14 protein-coding genes are annotated in these 14,552 nt (G+C 60.0%); all 14 read left to right on the top strand.

Annotation, left to right across the window (positions count from 1 at the left end; translation table 11 throughout):
• Positions 1-121: 121 nt before the first annotated feature.
• The 14 genes from tsf to rnhB all read left to right on the top strand — a co-directional run bounded on the left by tsf (position 122) and on the right by rnhB (position 14,536).
• Positions 122-979 carry a translation elongation factor Ts gene (gene tsf / locus QY76_RS16630; RefSeq protein ID WP_012847607.1) on the top strand — a complete coding sequence of 286 codons (858 nt, stop codon included), beginning with the start codon at positions 122-124 and terminating at the stop codon, positions 977-979.
• 139 nt (positions 980-1,118) lie between these two features.
• A complete protein-coding gene (pyrH, locus tag QY76_RS16625; protein ID WP_015870247.1) occupies positions 1,119-1,844 on the top strand; it encodes a UMP kinase in 726 nt (241 codons plus the stop codon).
• 130 nt (positions 1,845-1,974) lie between these two features.
• A complete protein-coding gene (gene frr / locus QY76_RS16620; RefSeq protein ID WP_012847609.1) occupies positions 1,975-2,532 on the top strand; it encodes a ribosome recycling factor in 558 nt (185 codons plus the stop codon).
• A gap of 233 nt (positions 2,533-2,765) precedes the next feature.
• A complete protein-coding gene (gene ispC, locus QY76_RS16615; protein WP_034163218.1) occupies positions 2,766-3,965 on the top strand; it encodes a 1-deoxy-D-xylulose-5-phosphate reductoisomerase in 1,200 nt (399 codons plus the stop codon).
• Positions 3,966-4,248: 283 nt separating this feature from the next.
• Positions 4,249-5,010 carry a (2E,6E)-farnesyl-diphosphate-specific ditrans,polycis-undecaprenyl-diphosphate synthase gene (ispU, locus tag QY76_RS16610; RefSeq protein ID WP_034163219.1) on the top strand — a complete coding sequence of 254 codons (762 nt, stop codon included), beginning with the start codon at positions 4,249-4,251 and terminating at the stop codon, positions 5,008-5,010.
• Positions 5,011-5,019: 9 nt separating this feature from the next.
• A complete protein-coding gene (gene cdsA, locus QY76_RS16605) occupies positions 5,020-5,877 on the top strand; it encodes a phosphatidate cytidylyltransferase (protein ID WP_034163220.1) in 858 nt (285 codons plus the stop codon).
• An 18-nt stretch (positions 5,878-5,895) separates the two neighbouring features.
• Positions 5,896-7,251: a sigma E protease regulator RseP gene (gene rseP, locus QY76_RS16600; RefSeq protein WP_034163221.1), complete on the top strand. Its 1,356-nt coding sequence runs from the start codon at positions 5,896-5,898 to the stop codon at positions 7,249-7,251.
• A gap of 34 nt (positions 7,252-7,285) precedes the next feature.
• Positions 7,286-9,673: an outer membrane protein assembly factor BamA gene (bamA, locus tag QY76_RS16595; protein ID WP_045425098.1), complete on the top strand. Its 2,388-nt coding sequence runs from the start codon at positions 7,286-7,288 to the stop codon at positions 9,671-9,673.
• Positions 9,674-9,884: 211 nt separating this feature from the next.
• Complete coding sequence (skp, locus tag QY76_RS16590; RefSeq protein WP_034163223.1) at positions 9,885-10,382, top strand: molecular chaperone Skp; 498 nt, start codon at positions 9,885-9,887, stop codon at positions 10,380-10,382.
• A 3-nt stretch (positions 10,383-10,385) separates the two neighbouring features.
• Complete coding sequence (gene lpxD, locus QY76_RS16585) at positions 10,386-11,408, top strand: UDP-3-O-(3-hydroxymyristoyl)glucosamine N-acyltransferase (protein ID WP_045425096.1); 1,023 nt, start codon at positions 10,386-10,388, stop codon at positions 11,406-11,408.
• 106 nt (positions 11,409-11,514) lie between these two features.
• Complete coding sequence (gene fabZ / locus QY76_RS16580; RefSeq protein ID WP_005282947.1) at positions 11,515-11,970, top strand: 3-hydroxyacyl-ACP dehydratase FabZ; 456 nt, start codon at positions 11,515-11,517, stop codon at positions 11,968-11,970.
• Positions 11,971-11,973: 3 nt separating this feature from the next.
• Positions 11,974-12,762: an acyl-ACP--UDP-N-acetylglucosamine O-acyltransferase gene (gene lpxA, locus QY76_RS16575; RefSeq protein ID WP_034163225.1), complete on the top strand. Its 789-nt coding sequence runs from the start codon at positions 11,974-11,976 to the stop codon at positions 12,760-12,762.
• A gap of 3 nt (positions 12,763-12,765) precedes the next feature.
• On the top strand, positions 12,766-13,950 hold the full coding sequence (gene lpxB / locus QY76_RS16570; RefSeq protein ID WP_034163226.1) for a lipid-A-disaccharide synthase: 1,185 nt from the start codon (positions 12,766-12,768) through the stop codon (positions 13,948-13,950).
• On the top strand, positions 13,943-14,536 hold the full coding sequence (rnhB, locus tag QY76_RS16565; RefSeq protein ID WP_045425094.1) for a ribonuclease HII: 594 nt from the start codon (positions 13,943-13,945) through the stop codon (positions 14,534-14,536). Before lpxB ends, rnhB begins: the two co-directional genes overlap by 8 nt.
• Positions 14,537-14,552: the final 16 nt, after the last annotated feature.

Below are 14,552 nucleotides of genomic sequence, written 5' to 3'. Positions count from 1 at the left end.
TGTTGGTTAGGGGGCCTATCATGGCCCCCTTTCTTTGTGGTCTATTCCGCAAAGATGTCATCTCTAGAACAATCGTCTGGCGCAGAGGCTCCCTCTGGGCGAGATAACCGAGGAAAATACAATGGCTGAAATTACCGCTTCCCTGGTAAAAGAACTGCGTGAGCGTACCGGCGCAGGCATGATGGAATGTAAAAAGGCACTGGTTGAAGCTAACGGCGACATCGAGCTGGCCATCGACAACATGCGTAAATCCGGCCAGGCCAAAGCGGCCAAGAAAGCCGGCCGTGTTGCCGCTGAAGGCGTGATCCTGACCAAGGTTGCCGCTGACGGTAAATATGGCGTCATCGTTGAGATGAACTGCGAAACCGACTTCGTTGCCAAAGACGCTGGCTTCAAAGCGTTTGCCGATGAAGTTGCCGCCGCTGCCCTGGCTGACAAAATCATCGATATCGATACCCTGAAAGCGAAGTTCGAAGAACAGCGTACTCAGCTGGTTGCCAAAATCGGTGAAAACATCAACATCCGTCGCGTGTCTGAACTGACCGGTGACCTGCTGGGCACCTACAGCCACGGCGCGCGCATCGGCGTTATGGTTGCCGCTACCGGCGCTGACGAAGAGCTGATCAAGCACATCGCCATGCACATCGCCGCGAGCAAGCCGGAATACGTTAAGCCGGAAGACGTACCGGCAGACGTGGTTGCGCATGAGCACCAGATCCAGCTGGACATCGCCATGCAGTCTGGCAAGCCGCGCGAAATCGCTGAGAAGATGGTCGAAGGCCGTATGCGTAAGTTCACCGGTGAAGTCTCTCTGACCGGTCAGAGCTTCGTTATGGATCCGAGCAAGACCGTTGGCCAGCTGCTGAAAGAGCACAACGCTAACGTGACCGGCTTTATCCGCTTCGAAGTAGGCGAAGGCATCGAGAAAGTCGAAACCGACTTCGCTGCAGAAGTTGCCGCGATGTCTAAAGGGGCCTAATCCCCTTTGACGACAGAGCCGCCGTGAGGCGGTTCTGTTTTATCCGGCCAGACTTACTTCAATGAGCGGTCAGGGGCGCAGACCGTACATTGAAATACCTCCGACTAATTAATTGACTGTTTCTTAGGACTCAAACACCATGGCTACCAATTCCAAACCCGTTTACCAGCGTATTCTGCTTAAGCTGAGCGGCGAAGCTCTGCAAGGCTCAGAAGGTTTTGGCATCGATGCGAGCGTGCTGGACCGCATGGCGCAGGAGGTCAAAGAGCTGGTTGAATTAGGCGTGCAGGTGGGCGTGGTGATTGGCGGTGGCAACCTGTTCCGCGGCGCCGGTCTGGCGCAGGCGGGGATGAACCGAGTGGTCGGCGACCACATGGGGATGCTGGCGACGGTGATGAACGGCCTGGCGATGCGCGATGCGCTGCACCGTGCCTATGTCAACGCCCGTCTGATGTCGGCCATTCCGCTGAACGGCGTATGTGACAACTACAGCTGGGCGGAGGCGATCAGCCTGCTGCGCAACAACCGCGTCGTGATTTTCTCCGCCGGCACCGGTAATCCGTTCTTTACCACCGACTCCGCCGCCTGTCTGCGCGGGATCGAAATCGAAGCCGACGTCGTGCTGAAGGCGACCAAGGTGGACGGCGTCTATTCGGCCGATCCGATGAAAAATCCGGACGCCACGCTGTATGAACAGCTGAGCTATCAGGATGTGTTGGAGAAAGAGCTGAAGGTGATGGATCTGGCCGCCTTCACTCTGGCGCGCGATCATAATCTCCCGATCCGCGTGTTTAACATGAATAAGCCGGGTGCGCTGCGTCGCGTCGTGATGGGCGAACAAGAAGGTACGCTGATCACCAAATAATGCGCTGCGTGCATGCGGAACAGCCGGCACGTCCGGCTGCCGTATTGCGCCGGTCGCATTGAAAAACGCTTGGCCTTTGGTGCACAATTCACTCTACTAACCACAACCACCGTTTTCAAGGGTTCGCAACGTGATCAACGAAATCAGAAAAGATGCCGAAACGCGCATGGACAAATGCGTCGAGTCATTCAAGGGCAATATCAGCAAAATCCGCACCGGCCGTGCACATCCCAACCTGCTCGATGGCATTCAGGTTGAGTACTACGGCACCGCGACGCCGTTGCGTCAGCTGGCCAACATCGTTGCGGAAGACTCCCGTACGCTGGCCCTGACCGTATTCGATCGCAGCATGTCCGGGGCTATCGAAAAAGCCATCCTGACCTCCGATCTGGGCCTGAATCCCGCCTCTGCCGGCACCGTGATCCGCGTTCCGCTGCCGCCGCTGACGGAAGAACGCCGTAAGGATCTGATCAAGCTGGTACGCTCTGAGGCCGAATCTGGCCGCGTTTCCGTGCGTAACGTACGCCGCGACGCCAATGATAAGGTGAAGGCGCTGCTGAAAGACAAAGAGATCAGCGAAGACGAAGATCGCAAGTCTCAGGACGAGATCCAGAAGATCACCGACCTGATGATCAAAAAGATCGATGCGGCGCTGGCTGACAAAGAAAAAGAGCTGATGGATTTCTAATCCCGCCGCGGCAGCAGCATCCCCCTGGGGCGGCGCCATGCGCGCCGGCCGCTGCGCAGCACCTCTGCGGTGGGCGCTCTCCTCGCCTGCCGTTTCGGGAATAAGCGTCGCTTCGGCGGCGCTTTTGTTTGTGCGCCGCCAGTGCGCCTCGGCGACGGCGCAAAATTCGCTGGGGAGGTGCGCTGGCTTAGCGTATCCTGTAGCGATTTGACCCAGTAATTCAGAGTATCCTCATGAAGACGCTGACCATTTTAGGTTCAACCGGCTCCATCGGCACCAGTACGCTGGCGGTGGTGCGGGCCAATCCCGGCGCGTTCCGCGTGGTGGCACTGGTGGCAGGCAAGAACGTTGATGTCATGCTGCAGCAGTGCCGTGAATTCTCCCCCCGCTATGTCTGCATGGCCAATGAAGGCGCCGCCGCCACGCTGCGCCAGCGCCTGTTCGAGTGCGGCCTTGGCGCGATTGCCGTGATGAGCGGGGAGCACGCCGCCTGTGAGCTCGCTGCCCTGGATGAGGTCGATCAGGTGATGGCGGCGATCGTCGGCGCCGCGGGCCTGCTGCCGACGCTGGCGGCGATTCGGGCCAACAAACGGGTGCTGCTGGCCAACAAAGAGGCCCTGGTGACCTGCGGGCGTCTGTTTATGGAGGCGCTGTCCCACAGCCAGGCGCAGCTGCTGCCTATCGACAGTGAACACAACGCCATTTTTCAGAGCCTGCCGACGGCGGTACAGCAGCAGCTGGGCTTTGCCAGCCTGCGTGAGCACGGGGTGACCCGTATCGTGCTGACCGGCTCCGGCGGTCCGCTGCGTCAGCTGCCGCTGGCGGATTTTGATGCCGTCACGCCGGCGCAGGCCTGCGCGCATCCCAACTGGTCTATGGGGCGCAAGATCTCCGTCGACTCCGCCACCATGATGAATAAAGGGCTGGAGTATATTGAGGCGCGCTGGCTGTTCAACGCCTCGGCGGAGGAGATGGAGGTGATCGTTCACCCGCAGTCGGTGATCCACTCCATGGTGCGCTATCGGGACGGCAGCGTGATTGCCCAGCTGGGGAATCCGGACATGTGTACGCCGATCGCCCATGCTATGGCCTATCCCGACCGCGCGCCGAGCGGCGTTGAGCCGCTGGATTTCTGCCGCCTGGGCTCGCTGAGCTTTGAGGCGCCGGATATGGCGCGTTACCCCTGTCTGCAGCTGGCTATCGAGGCGTTTGCCGAGGGGCAGGCGGCGACGACGGCGCTGAATGCGGCGAATGAAATTGCGGTTGCCGCCTTTCTGGATGGGCGTCTACGCTTTACTGACATCGCCCGGCTGAACCGCGGCGTGGTGGAGCAGCTGCGCTGCGCTGAGCCGGACTGCGTTGAGGCGGTGCTGGCGATTGATAGCGCCGCCCGCCAGGCAGCCCAGACGCTGAGCGCGCGTTTTTCCCGCTAAATTTGCCCGGCCGGGTGCGCTGATTTGTGGCGCTAACGGCATGATGATATAGTCTGCGCCAGTTTTTTGCGCGTGCGCCGCAAAAAGAACGGCGTGAGGGCGGGGAATGATCCCCCCGCTCGCCGGCGTCGGGTGTGCGCGGCAGTCTGAGTTGAGATGATTGGGGGGCCGTGCTGATTCACGGCCTTATTTACGCAGGAGTGACCGTCGCCGCAGGACTGCGCGCGGCGGGATGGACACGTTGAGGCCGCCCTGCTGGCTTGTTGAGGAAAAATTTACACGTATGTCATCCACACAACCAACTGTGATGAGCGACGCTGCCTCTGTTCCCCGGCATGTTGCGATTATCATGGACGGCAACGGCCGCTGGGCCAAACGTCAGGGTAAAATGCGTGTATTCGGACATAAGGCCGGCGTTAAGTCGGTGCGCTGTGCGGTGCGTTTCGCTGTCACCCGGGGAATTCGGGCGCTGACGCTGTATGCCTTTAGCAGCGAAAACTGGAATCGGCCGCAGCAGGAAGTGTCGGCGCTGATGGAGTTATTTGTCCGTGCACTGGATAGTGAAGTCAAACGACTGCATAAGCATCAGGTGCGGCTGAAGGTGATCGGTGATATCAGCCGCTTTAGCCCGCGCTTACAGGAGCGTATTCGTCGCTCAGAGCAGATGACCGCCGAGAATACCGGCCTGACACTGAACATCGCCGCCAACTACGGTGGGCGCTGGGATATCGTTCAGGGGGTGAAAACGCTGGCAGAGCAGGTGCGTCAGGGGACGCTGCTGCCGGAGGCGATCACGGAGTCAATGCTGGGTGAGCAGATCTGCCTGCATGAACAGGATGCCGTGGATTTAGTTATCCGTACCGGAGGCGAGCATCGGGTCAGTAACTTTCTGCTGTGGCAAATTGCCTATTCAGAATTTTATTTTACTGACGTGCTGTGGCCTGATTTTGATGAAACAACCTTTGAAGGTGCACTGAATGCATTTGCACAACGCGAGCGTCGCTTCGGGGGAACGACACCTATCAACGCAACCGATGCGTCATAGGGGGAACTTTTGCTGAAGTCGCGCATTATTACTGCATTAATTTTGGTCCCGGTGGTGATTGCCGCCCTGTTCTTGCTGCCGCCGCTGGGATTCTCGCTGGTGACGCTCGCCGTCTGTATGCTGGCCGCCTGGGAGTGGGGACAGCTGGCCGGTTTCGCCAGCCGCAATCAGCGTATCTGGGGCGCCGTGATCTGTGGGCTGGTGCTGGCCGCCATGCTGCTGGGGATGCCCGAGTTCACCCGCAGCGTGCATCTGCCGCTGATCGCCGGCTCGCTGTGGACTGCCGCCGTCTGGTGGATTGTGGCGCTGGCGCTGGTGTTTTTTTACCCTCGCTCGGCCGGCTGGTGGCGTCACTCGCGTGCGCTGAAGGTACTGTTTGGCATCGTCACCATTCTGCCCTTCTTCTGGGGGATGGTGGCGCTGCGTCAGTATGGCTATGAGGCTAACCATTATCGCGGCGCCTGGTGGCTGCTGTATGTCATGTTCCTGGTATGGGGAGCCGACTCCGGCGCCTATATCTTTGGCAAGCTGTTCGGCAAGAACAAGCTGGCGCCGAAGGTGTCGCCGGGGAAAACTTGGGAAGGATTGATCGGCGGGCTGATGACCTCTGCGCTGATCTCGTGGCTGTTTGGGCGCTATGCGCCGCTGGATGTCGATGTCCGCGTGCTGTTGGTCTGCTCAGTCATCGCCGCGCTGGCCTCTGTGCTGGGCGATCTGACGGAGAGCATGTTCAAGCGCGAGGCGGGTATTAAGGATAGTAGCCACCTGATCCCCGGCCACGGCGGCGTACTGGATCGCATCGATAGTCTGACGGCGGCGGTGCCGGTATTTGCCTGCCTGATGCTGTTGGTTTTTGGCCAGGCCTAAACGGGTAAGGGAGGAGCGATGGGTGGCATCCTATGGAGTGTACTGGCGTTCTTGGTGGCGCTGGGCGTACTGATCACGGTACATGAGTTTGGCCACTTCTGGGTCGCGCGCCGCTGCGGCGTGCGGGTCGAGCGTTTCTCCATCGGCTTTGGCAAGGCGCTGTGGCGGCGGGTCGATCGTCAGGGGACCGAATACGTGGTCGCGGCGATCCCGCTGGGTGGCTATGTCAAAATGCTGGATGAGCGGGTCGAGAGCGTGGCGCCGGAGTGGCGCCACCAGGCGTTCAATAACAAGAGCGTGCTGCAGCGCGCCGCGATCGTCAGCGCCGGTCCCATCGCCAACTTCGTGTTTGCCATCATCGCCTACTGGCTGGTCTTCGTCATCGGGGTGCCCAGCGTGCGTCCGGTGATCGCCGATGTGACCCCGGATTCTATCGCCGCCGCCGCCCATATTACGCCGGGAATGGAACTGAAGTCCGTTGACGGTGTCGATACTCCGGACTGGGAGTCCGTTCGACTGGCGCTGGTGGGGCAGATCGGCGACGGCAGCACCACGCTCGGCGTGGGGCCGTTTGGCAGCCACTTGGTGAGTGAAAAGACCCTGGACCTGCGCCGCTGGCAGTTTGATCCCGAGCGTCAGGACCCGGTCGTCTCGCTGGGGATTATCCCGCGTGGCCCGACCATTGAGCCGGTGCTGGCGGAGATACAAAAGGGGTCGGCGGCGCAGAAAGCAGGTTTACAAGTAGGGGACAGGATAGTTAAAGTCAATGGCGTCCCAATACGCGGCTGGCGTGATTTTGCGTTGCAGATCCGCGATAATCCCGACCGCGCGCTGGCACTGGATGTCGAGCGGGCGGGGCAGCCGGCGTCACTGACGCTGACGCCGGAGAGCCGGCGCGTGTCGCGCGGGCTGACCGAAGGCTTTGCTGGCGTGGTTCCGCAGGTAATCCCGCTGCCGGAGGAGTATCAAACCATTCGCCAGTATGGGCCGTTCGTGGCACTGTATCAGGCGACGGACAAGACCTGGCAGCTGATGAAGCTGACGGTCTCCATGCTGGGTAAACTGATTACCGGTGATGTAAAGTTGAACAATCTGGGCGGCCCTATCTCCATAGCACAGGGAGCGGGGGCGTCAGCTGAGTATGGCTTGGTGTATTACCTGATGTTTTTGGCGCTGATCAGCGTCAATCTGGGGATCATCAACCTGTTTCCTTTACCGGTTCTTGATGGGGGACATCTGCTGTTTCTTGCGCTGGAAAAGCTCAAGGGCGGTCCGGTGTCCGAACGGGTTCAGGCTTTCGGCTATCGCATTGGCGTGATTTTGCTGATGCTGTTTATGGGGCTTGCACTTTTCAATGATTTCTCGCGGCTGTAATGGGCGGGATTGTTAGGAAGAACGCATAACAACGATGGCGATGAAAAAGTTGCTCTTAGCGTCGCTGCTGTTTGGCAGCGCAACCGTATACGGTGCAGATGGTTTCGTAGTGAAAAATATTCATTTCGAAGGACTGCAGCGGGTCGCCGTCGGTGCGGCGTTACTTAACATGCCGGTACGCGTAGGCGATACCGTCTCTGATGAGGATCTGAGTAATACCATCCGCGCGCTGTACGCCACCGGTAACTTTGAGGATGTGCGGGTACTGCGTGATGGTAACAACCTGATTGTGCAGGTTAAGGAACGTCCGACCATCGCCAGCATTACCTTCTCTGGCAACAAGTCAGTGAAGGATGAGATGCTGAAGCAGAACCTGGAGGCCTCCGGGGTTCGCGTCGGCGAGGCGCTCGATCGCACCACGCTTTCCAGCATTGAAAAAGGGTTGGAAGATTTCTACTACAGCGTCGGTAAATACAACGCCACCGTGAAGGCGGTGGTGACGCCGCTACCGCGCAATCGCGTCGATCTGAAGCTGGTGTTTACCGAGGGTAAATCGGCACAGATCCAGCAGATTAACATCGTTGGCAACCATGCGTTCAGCAGCGCCGAGCTGCTGGGGCACTTCCAGCTGCGCGACGATGTGCCGTGGTGGAACCTGATGGCCGATCGCAAATACCAGAAGCAGAAGCTGGCCGGCGACCTTGAGGCCCTGCGCAGCTACTATCTGGATCGCGGCTATGCGCGTTTCGCCATTAATTCGACCCAGGTGAGCCTGACGCCGGATAAGAAAGGGATCTACATCACCATCAACATCACCGAAGGCGATCAGTATAAGCTGGAGGGGGTGGACGTCACCGGCAATATGGCCGGCTACAGCGCCGAGATCACCCGCCTGACCAAGGTGGAGCCGGGCGAGCTGTATAACGGTGCCAAGGTCACCAAGATGGAGGATGAGATCAAGCAGCTGCTGGGGCGCTATGGCTATGCCTATCCGCGCGTGCAGACGCAGCCGGAGATCAATGACAAGGACAAGACCGTTGTCCTGCATATGAACGTCGATGCCGGTAACCGCTACTATGTGCGTCAGATTCGCTTTGTCGGTAACGACACCAGCAAAGACGCGGTACTGCGCCGTGAGATGCGCCAGATGGAAGGCTCTTGGCTGGGCAGCGATCAGGTCGAGCAGGGTAAAGAGCGTCTGAACCGTACCGGTTACTTTGAAAACGTCGACGTGGAGACCCAGCGCGTACCCGGCACGCCGGATCAGGTCGATGTTGTCTACAAGGTGAAAGAGCGTAATACCGGCAGATTTAACTTCGGTATCGGCTACGGCACCGAGAGCGGCGTCAGCTTCCTGGTCGGAGTACAGCAGGATAACTGGCTGGGCACCGGCAACGTGGTGGCGATCAACGGTACCAAGAACGATTACCAGACCTATGCCGAGCTGTCGCTGACCGATCCGTACTTTACGGTGAACGGCGTCAGCCTGGGCGGCCGCCTGTTCTATAACGATTTTAAGGCCAACGACGCCGATCTGTCTGACTATACCAACAGCAGCTATGGCTTTGACGGCACCCTGGGCTTCCCGATCAACGAGAACAACTCGCTGCGCACCGGCCTGGGCTATGTACACAACGACCTGTCCGACATGCAGCCGCAGGTGGCGATGTGGCGCTATCTGCGCTCCGTTGGTCAAAATCCGAGCGACAGCCAGCGCGCCAGCTACAAGGCCGATGACTATACCTGGACCGCCGGCTGGGCCTACAATAACCTGGATCGCGGCTTCTTCCCGACGGCCGGTAGCAAGGCCTCGCTGAACGGTAAGATCACGCTGCCGGGCTCCGACAACGAATACTACAAGCTGACCTTTGACAGCCAGAGCTATTTCCCTATCAACCAGGATCGTACCTGGGTGGTGCTGGGACGTACCCGCCTGGGCTACGGTAACGGCTTCGGCGGCAAAGAGATGCCGTTCTATGAGAACTTCTACGCCGGCGGCTCTGGCACCGTACGCGGCTTCCAGTCCAATAACATCGGTCCGAAGGCGGTGTACCTGAACAGCGATGGCAGCGTGGATCAGAACAAGACCGGCGACAACGACGCGGTGGGCGGTAACGCCATGGCGGTCGCCAGCCTGGAGCTGATCACCCCGACGCCGTTCGTCAGCGAGCAGTATGCCAACTCTCTGCGCACCTCCGTATTTATGGATGCCGGTACCGTCTGGGATACCAACTGGGATCAGGCCGCCTACCCGACGCTGCCGGACTACAGCAAGGCGACCAACGTGCGTCTGTCGGCCGGTATCGCGCTGCAGTGGATGTCGCCGCTGGGGCCGCTGGTGTTCTCCTATGCCCAGCCGGTCAAGAAGTATGAGGGCGATAAGGCGGAGCAGTTCCAGTTTAATATCGGTAAAACCTGGTAACCGGAAACGCGATTATCCGCAGGAGGCACTGTGGCGCGGCGACGCCGCCGGCGCAGGCCTCCGGATATAAAGGCGCGGGGATGTCCCCGCACCCTTTTTGCATATGCTCCGCTCAGCGCGTTCTTTTCTCTGGACGTGGTGAGACACGATGGGTCGGCGCCTGTGCAGTGACGTGTCATTGACACAACTAGGTGATGGTAAGGAGTTCAAAGTGAAAAAGTGGTTATATGCGGCGGGTCTGGGCGTAGCGATGGCTGTTTCCGCCAATGTGCAGGCTGCTGAAAAAATTGCCGTAGTGAACGTTGCCGGCGTTTTCCAACAGCTTCCGCAGCGTGATGCGGTGGCGAAGCAGCTGGAGAGCGAGTTCAAAGGCCGTGCCACCGAGCTTCAGGGCATGGAGCGCGATCTGCAGAGTAAAATGCAGCGTCTGCAGCGCGATGCTTCCACCATGAAGGCCAGTGAGCGCACCAAGATGGAAAAAGAGATCGCCGCACAGCGTGAAACTTTTGCCCGTAAGGCGCAGGCTTTTGAACAGGACAACCGTCGTCGCCAGATGGAAGAGCGCAATAAGCTGCTGAGTCGTATCCAGGATGCCGTACGCAGCGTAGCGAAAGACAAGGGCTACGATATGGTTATCGATGCCAACGCGGTGGCCTATTCTCAGTCTTCTGACGACATCACTGCTCAAGTATTGAAACAGGTTAAATAAGGCATGGCTTCAATTCGACTGGCTGACCTTGCTCAGCAGTTGAATGCCGAGCTGCACGGTGATGGCGATCTCGCCATCACCGGCGTGGCATCGATGCATTCAGCACAAGCGAACCAGATTACGTTTCTGTCCAACAGCCGCTACCGTGAGCAATTGGCTGCCTGCCAGGCCGGCGCCGTGGTGTTGACGCAAGCGGATCTGGAATTCTGTCCGCAGTCGGCGCTGGTAGTGAAGAACCCCTACCTGACCTACGCCATGATGGCGCAGATCATGGACACGACGCCGGCGCCGGCGAGCGGCATCGCGCCGAGCGCGTCAATCGATCCGACGGCGACGCTGGGCAACAATGTCTCCATCGGCGCCAATGCGGTGATTGAGGCGGGCGTAGTGCTGGGCGACGACGTGATAATTGGCGCGGGCTGTTTCATCGGTAAGTTTACCCGGATCGGCGCCGGGAGCCGCCTGTGGGCCAACGTCAGCGTTTACCACCAGGTCGAGATCGGTGCGCAGTGTCTGGTGCAGTCCGGCACGGTGATCGGCAGCGATGGCTTTGGCTATGCCAACGATCGCGGCAACTGGGTGAAAATTCCGCAGCTGGGCAGCGTGCGCATCGGCGATCGCGTCGAGATCGGCGCCTGTACCACGATCGACCGCGGCGCCCTGGATGACACCGTTATCGGCAACGGCGTGATTATCGATAACCAATGTCAGATTGCGCACAACGTCATGATTGGTGACAATACAGCGGTTGCCGGCGGTGTTATCATGGCCGGCAGCCTCAAGATTGGACGCTATTGTCAGATCGGCGGCGCCAGCGTGATTAATGGTCACATGGAGATTTGCGATCAGGCAGTGGTGACGGGGATGGGCATGGTGATGCGACCTATCACCGAACCCGGTATCTACTCTTCTGGCATTCCGCTTCAGCCAAACAAAACGTGGCGTAAGACGGCTGCGCTGGTGATGAATATTGACGAGATCAATAAGCGTTTGAAGGCCGTAGAAAAGAAAGTCCACAGCGATTAATGCCCGCCGGGCCCGTGGCCCAATTCGATTTGCGGCCTGCATCATGTCCCCTGAAGGAGTGAGGCAGGCCGTGTTGTTTGACATCCGTTTTTACAGGAAGAGTATTTTGACTACTGACACTCATACTCTCAATATTTCAGAGATTTTAGAGCTTCTGCCGCACCGTTTTCCGTTCCTGCTGGTGGATCGTGTGCTGGATTATCAAGAGGGCAAATTCCTGCGTGCAGTGAAGAACGTCTCCTTCAACGAGCCATTTTTCCAGGGACACTTCCCGGGCAAGCCGATTTTCCCCGGGGTGCTGATCCTCGAAGCCATGGCGCAGGCCACCGGTATTCTGGCATTCAAGAGCGTGGGCAAACTGGAGCCGGGCGAACTGTACTACTTCGCCGGTATCGATGACGCCCGCTTTAAGCGTCCGGTTCATCCGGGTGACCAGATGATCCTGGAAGTGGAGTTTCTGAAAGAGCGCCGCGGCGTGGCTCGCTTTAACGGTGTTGCCAAGGTTGACGGCAAGATCGTGTGCGAGGCGTCCATGATGTGCGCCCGTAACCGTGAGGCCTGATACGTGATTGATCAAACCGCCTTTATCCATCCCAGCGCTATTGTCGAAGACGGTGCGGTGATTGGCGCCGGTGTTCACATTGGCCCGTTCTGCTACATCGGTTCGCAGGTTGAAATCGGCGCGGGCAGCGTGCTGAAGTCCCATGTGGTGGTCAACGGGATCACCAAGATTGGCTGTGATAACCAGATCTATCAGTTCGTCTCCATCGGCGAAGTGAATCAGGATCTGAAGTATGCCGGCGAGCCGACCCGGGTTGAGATCGGCGATCGCAACCGCATTCGCGAGAGCGTCACCGTTCATCGCGGTACGGCGCAGGGCGGCGGTCTGACTCGTATCGGCAGCGATAACCTGCTGATGGTCAATACCCATGTTGCCCATGACTGCGTCATCGGCAACCGCTGTATTCTGGCCAACAACGCCACGCTGGGCGGCCACGTCAGCGTGGACGACTTCGCCATCATCGGCGGGATGACGGCCGTACACCAGTTTTGTGTGATCGGTGCGCACGTGATGGTGGGCGGCTGCTCCGGCGTCGCGCAGGACGTGCCGCCGTACGTGATTGCCCAGGGTAACCACGCCACGCCGTACGGCCTGAACCTGGAGGGGCTGAAGCGCCGTGGCTTTGAGAAGGATGCCCTGCAGGCGATTCGTAACGCCTACAAGATCCTCTACCGCAGCGGTAAAACCCTGGAAGAGGCAAAGCCGGAGATCGAAGCCCTGGCTCAGCGCCAGCCGGCGGTGCAGCTGTTCGTCGATTTCTTTGCCCGCTCCACCCGCGGCATCATCCGTTAGTCCATGGTGGCGTCAGCGCGGGGCCCACGCCCGCTTACCATTGGTCTGGTCGCCGGGGAGACCTCCGGCGATATTCTCGGTGCCGGCCTGATCCGCGCACTGAAGGTGCGTCACCCCGACGCCCGCTTCGTCGGCGTGGCGGGGCCGCTGATGCAGGCCGAGGGCTGTGAGGCCTGGTTCGAGATGGAAGAGTTGGCGGTGATGGGCATCGTCGAGGTGCTGGAGCGTCTGCCGCGCCTGCTGCGCATTCGCCGCGAGCTGACCCGGCGCTTTACGGCGCTGCGGCCGGACGTGTTTGTCGGTATCGATGCGCCGGACTTCAACCTGACCCTGGAAGGCCGCCTGCACCAGCGCGGCATTCGCACCATCCACTATGTCAGCCCCTCCGTCTGGGCCTGGCGTCAGAAGCGGGTGTTTAAGATTGGCCGCGCCACCGATTTGGTGCTGGCCTTCCTGCCGTTTGAGAAAGCCTTCTACGACCGTTTCAATGTTCCCTGTCGCTTCATCGGCCATACCATGGCCGATGCGATGCCGCTGGCGCCGGATCGCGCCGCGGCACGTCAGGCGTTGGGGATCGCCGCCGATGCGCGCTGTCTGGCGCTGCTGCCCGGCAGCCGCAGCGCCGAAGTCGAAATGCTGAGCGCCGATTTTCTGCGTACCGCGCTGTTGCTGCGGCAGAGCTATCCCGATCTACAGATCGTGGTGCCGCTGGTCAACGCCCGGCGTCGCGCGCAGTTTGAACGGATCAAGGCGGAAGTGGCGCCGGATCTGCCGGCGCATCTGCTGGACGGTCAGGCGCGCAACGCCATGTACGCCAGCGACGCGGCGCTGCTGGCGTCGGGAACGGCGGCGCTGGAGTGCATGCTGGCCAAGTGCCCGATGGTGGTGGCCTACCGCATGAAGCCCTTCACGTTTTGGCTGGCGCAGCGCCTGGTAAAAACCGAGTTTGTCTCTCTGCCCAACCTGCTGGCTGGCCGTCGGCTGGTCGAGGAGCTGCTGCAGCACGAGTGTCAGCCGCCGCGTCTGGCGCAGGCGCTGGCGCCGCTGCTGGCCGACGGCGCACAGACTCAGGCGCTGAAGCAGACCTTTTTACAGCTGCACCGCCAGATCCGCTGCGGCGCCGATACGCAAGCCGCCGAGGCGGTGCTGGCGTTAGCCGCTGACCCCCGGGAGTCCTCCAATGAGTGAGATTTTTGTCTACCCCTGCGCCGACCGCATCGCCGGCGTCGATGAGGTCGGCCGCGGGCCGTTGGTGGGCGCGGTGGTGACGGCGGCGGTGATCCTGGATCCCGCGCGTCCGATTGCCGGGCTGGCCGACTCCAAAAAGCTGAGCGAAAAGCGGCGCTGCGCGCTGTATGACGAGATCGTCGAGAAAGCGCTGTGCTGGAGCCTGGGCCGGGCAGAGGCGGAAGAGATCGATCGCCTCAATATTCTGCAGGCCACGATGGTGGCGATGCAGCGCGCGGTGGCCGGGCTGGCGCTGCAGCCGGACTTTGTCCTGATCGACGGCAACCGCTGTCCGGCGCTGCCGATGGCGGCGCAGGCGGTGGTCAAAGGCGATAGCCGGGTGGCGGAGATCAGCGCAGCGTCGATCCTGGCCAAGGTGACGCGCGATCGCGAAATGGCCGAGCTGGATTGCTGCTATCCCGAATATGGCTTTGCCCAGCACAAGGGCTATCCTACCGCACTGCACCTGGAGCGCCTGGCTGCGCTGGGGGCCACCGAGCATCACCGCCGCAGCTTTGGGCCGGTGAAGCGGGTGCTGGGCCTGTAGTCTGTCACCTCTCTCT

It is taken from the genome of Edwardsiella sp. EA181011 (assembly GCF_000800725.1).
Lineage (GTDB): Bacteria > Pseudomonadota > Gammaproteobacteria > Enterobacterales > Enterobacteriaceae > Edwardsiella > Edwardsiella anguillarum.
This window is presented reverse-complemented; position numbering and strand designations above follow the sequence as displayed.

What these genes read in the sequence shown, in the direction of transcription:
- tsf (WP_012847607.1), top strand. Translation starts at nt 122, where the DNA reads ATGGCTGAAATTACCGCTTCCCTGGTAAAAGAACTGCGTGAGCGTACC.
- pyrH (WP_015870247.1), top strand. Translation starts at nt 1,119, where the DNA reads ATGGCTACCAATTCCAAACCCGTTTACCAGCGTATTCTGCTTAAGCTG.
- ispC (WP_034163218.1), top strand. Translation starts at nt 2,766, where the DNA reads ATGAAGACGCTGACCATTTTAGGTTCAACCGGCTCCATCGGCACCAGT.
- ispU (WP_034163219.1), top strand. Translation starts at nt 4,249, where the DNA reads ATGTCATCCACACAACCAACTGTGATGAGCGACGCTGCCTCTGTTCCC.
- rseP (WP_034163221.1), top strand. Translation starts at nt 5,896, where the DNA reads ATGGGTGGCATCCTATGGAGTGTACTGGCGTTCTTGGTGGCGCTGGGC.
- bamA (WP_045425098.1), top strand. Translation starts at nt 7,286, where the DNA reads ATGGCGATGAAAAAGTTGCTCTTAGCGTCGCTGCTGTTTGGCAGCGCA.
- lpxD (WP_045425096.1), top strand. Translation starts at nt 10,386, where the DNA reads ATGGCTTCAATTCGACTGGCTGACCTTGCTCAGCAGTTGAATGCCGAG.
- lpxB (WP_034163226.1), top strand. Translation starts at nt 12,766, where the DNA reads ATGGTGGCGTCAGCGCGGGGCCCACGCCCGCTTACCATTGGTCTGGTC.
- rnhB (WP_045425094.1), top strand. Translation starts at nt 13,943, where the DNA reads ATGAGTGAGATTTTTGTCTACCCCTGCGCCGACCGCATCGCCGGCGTC.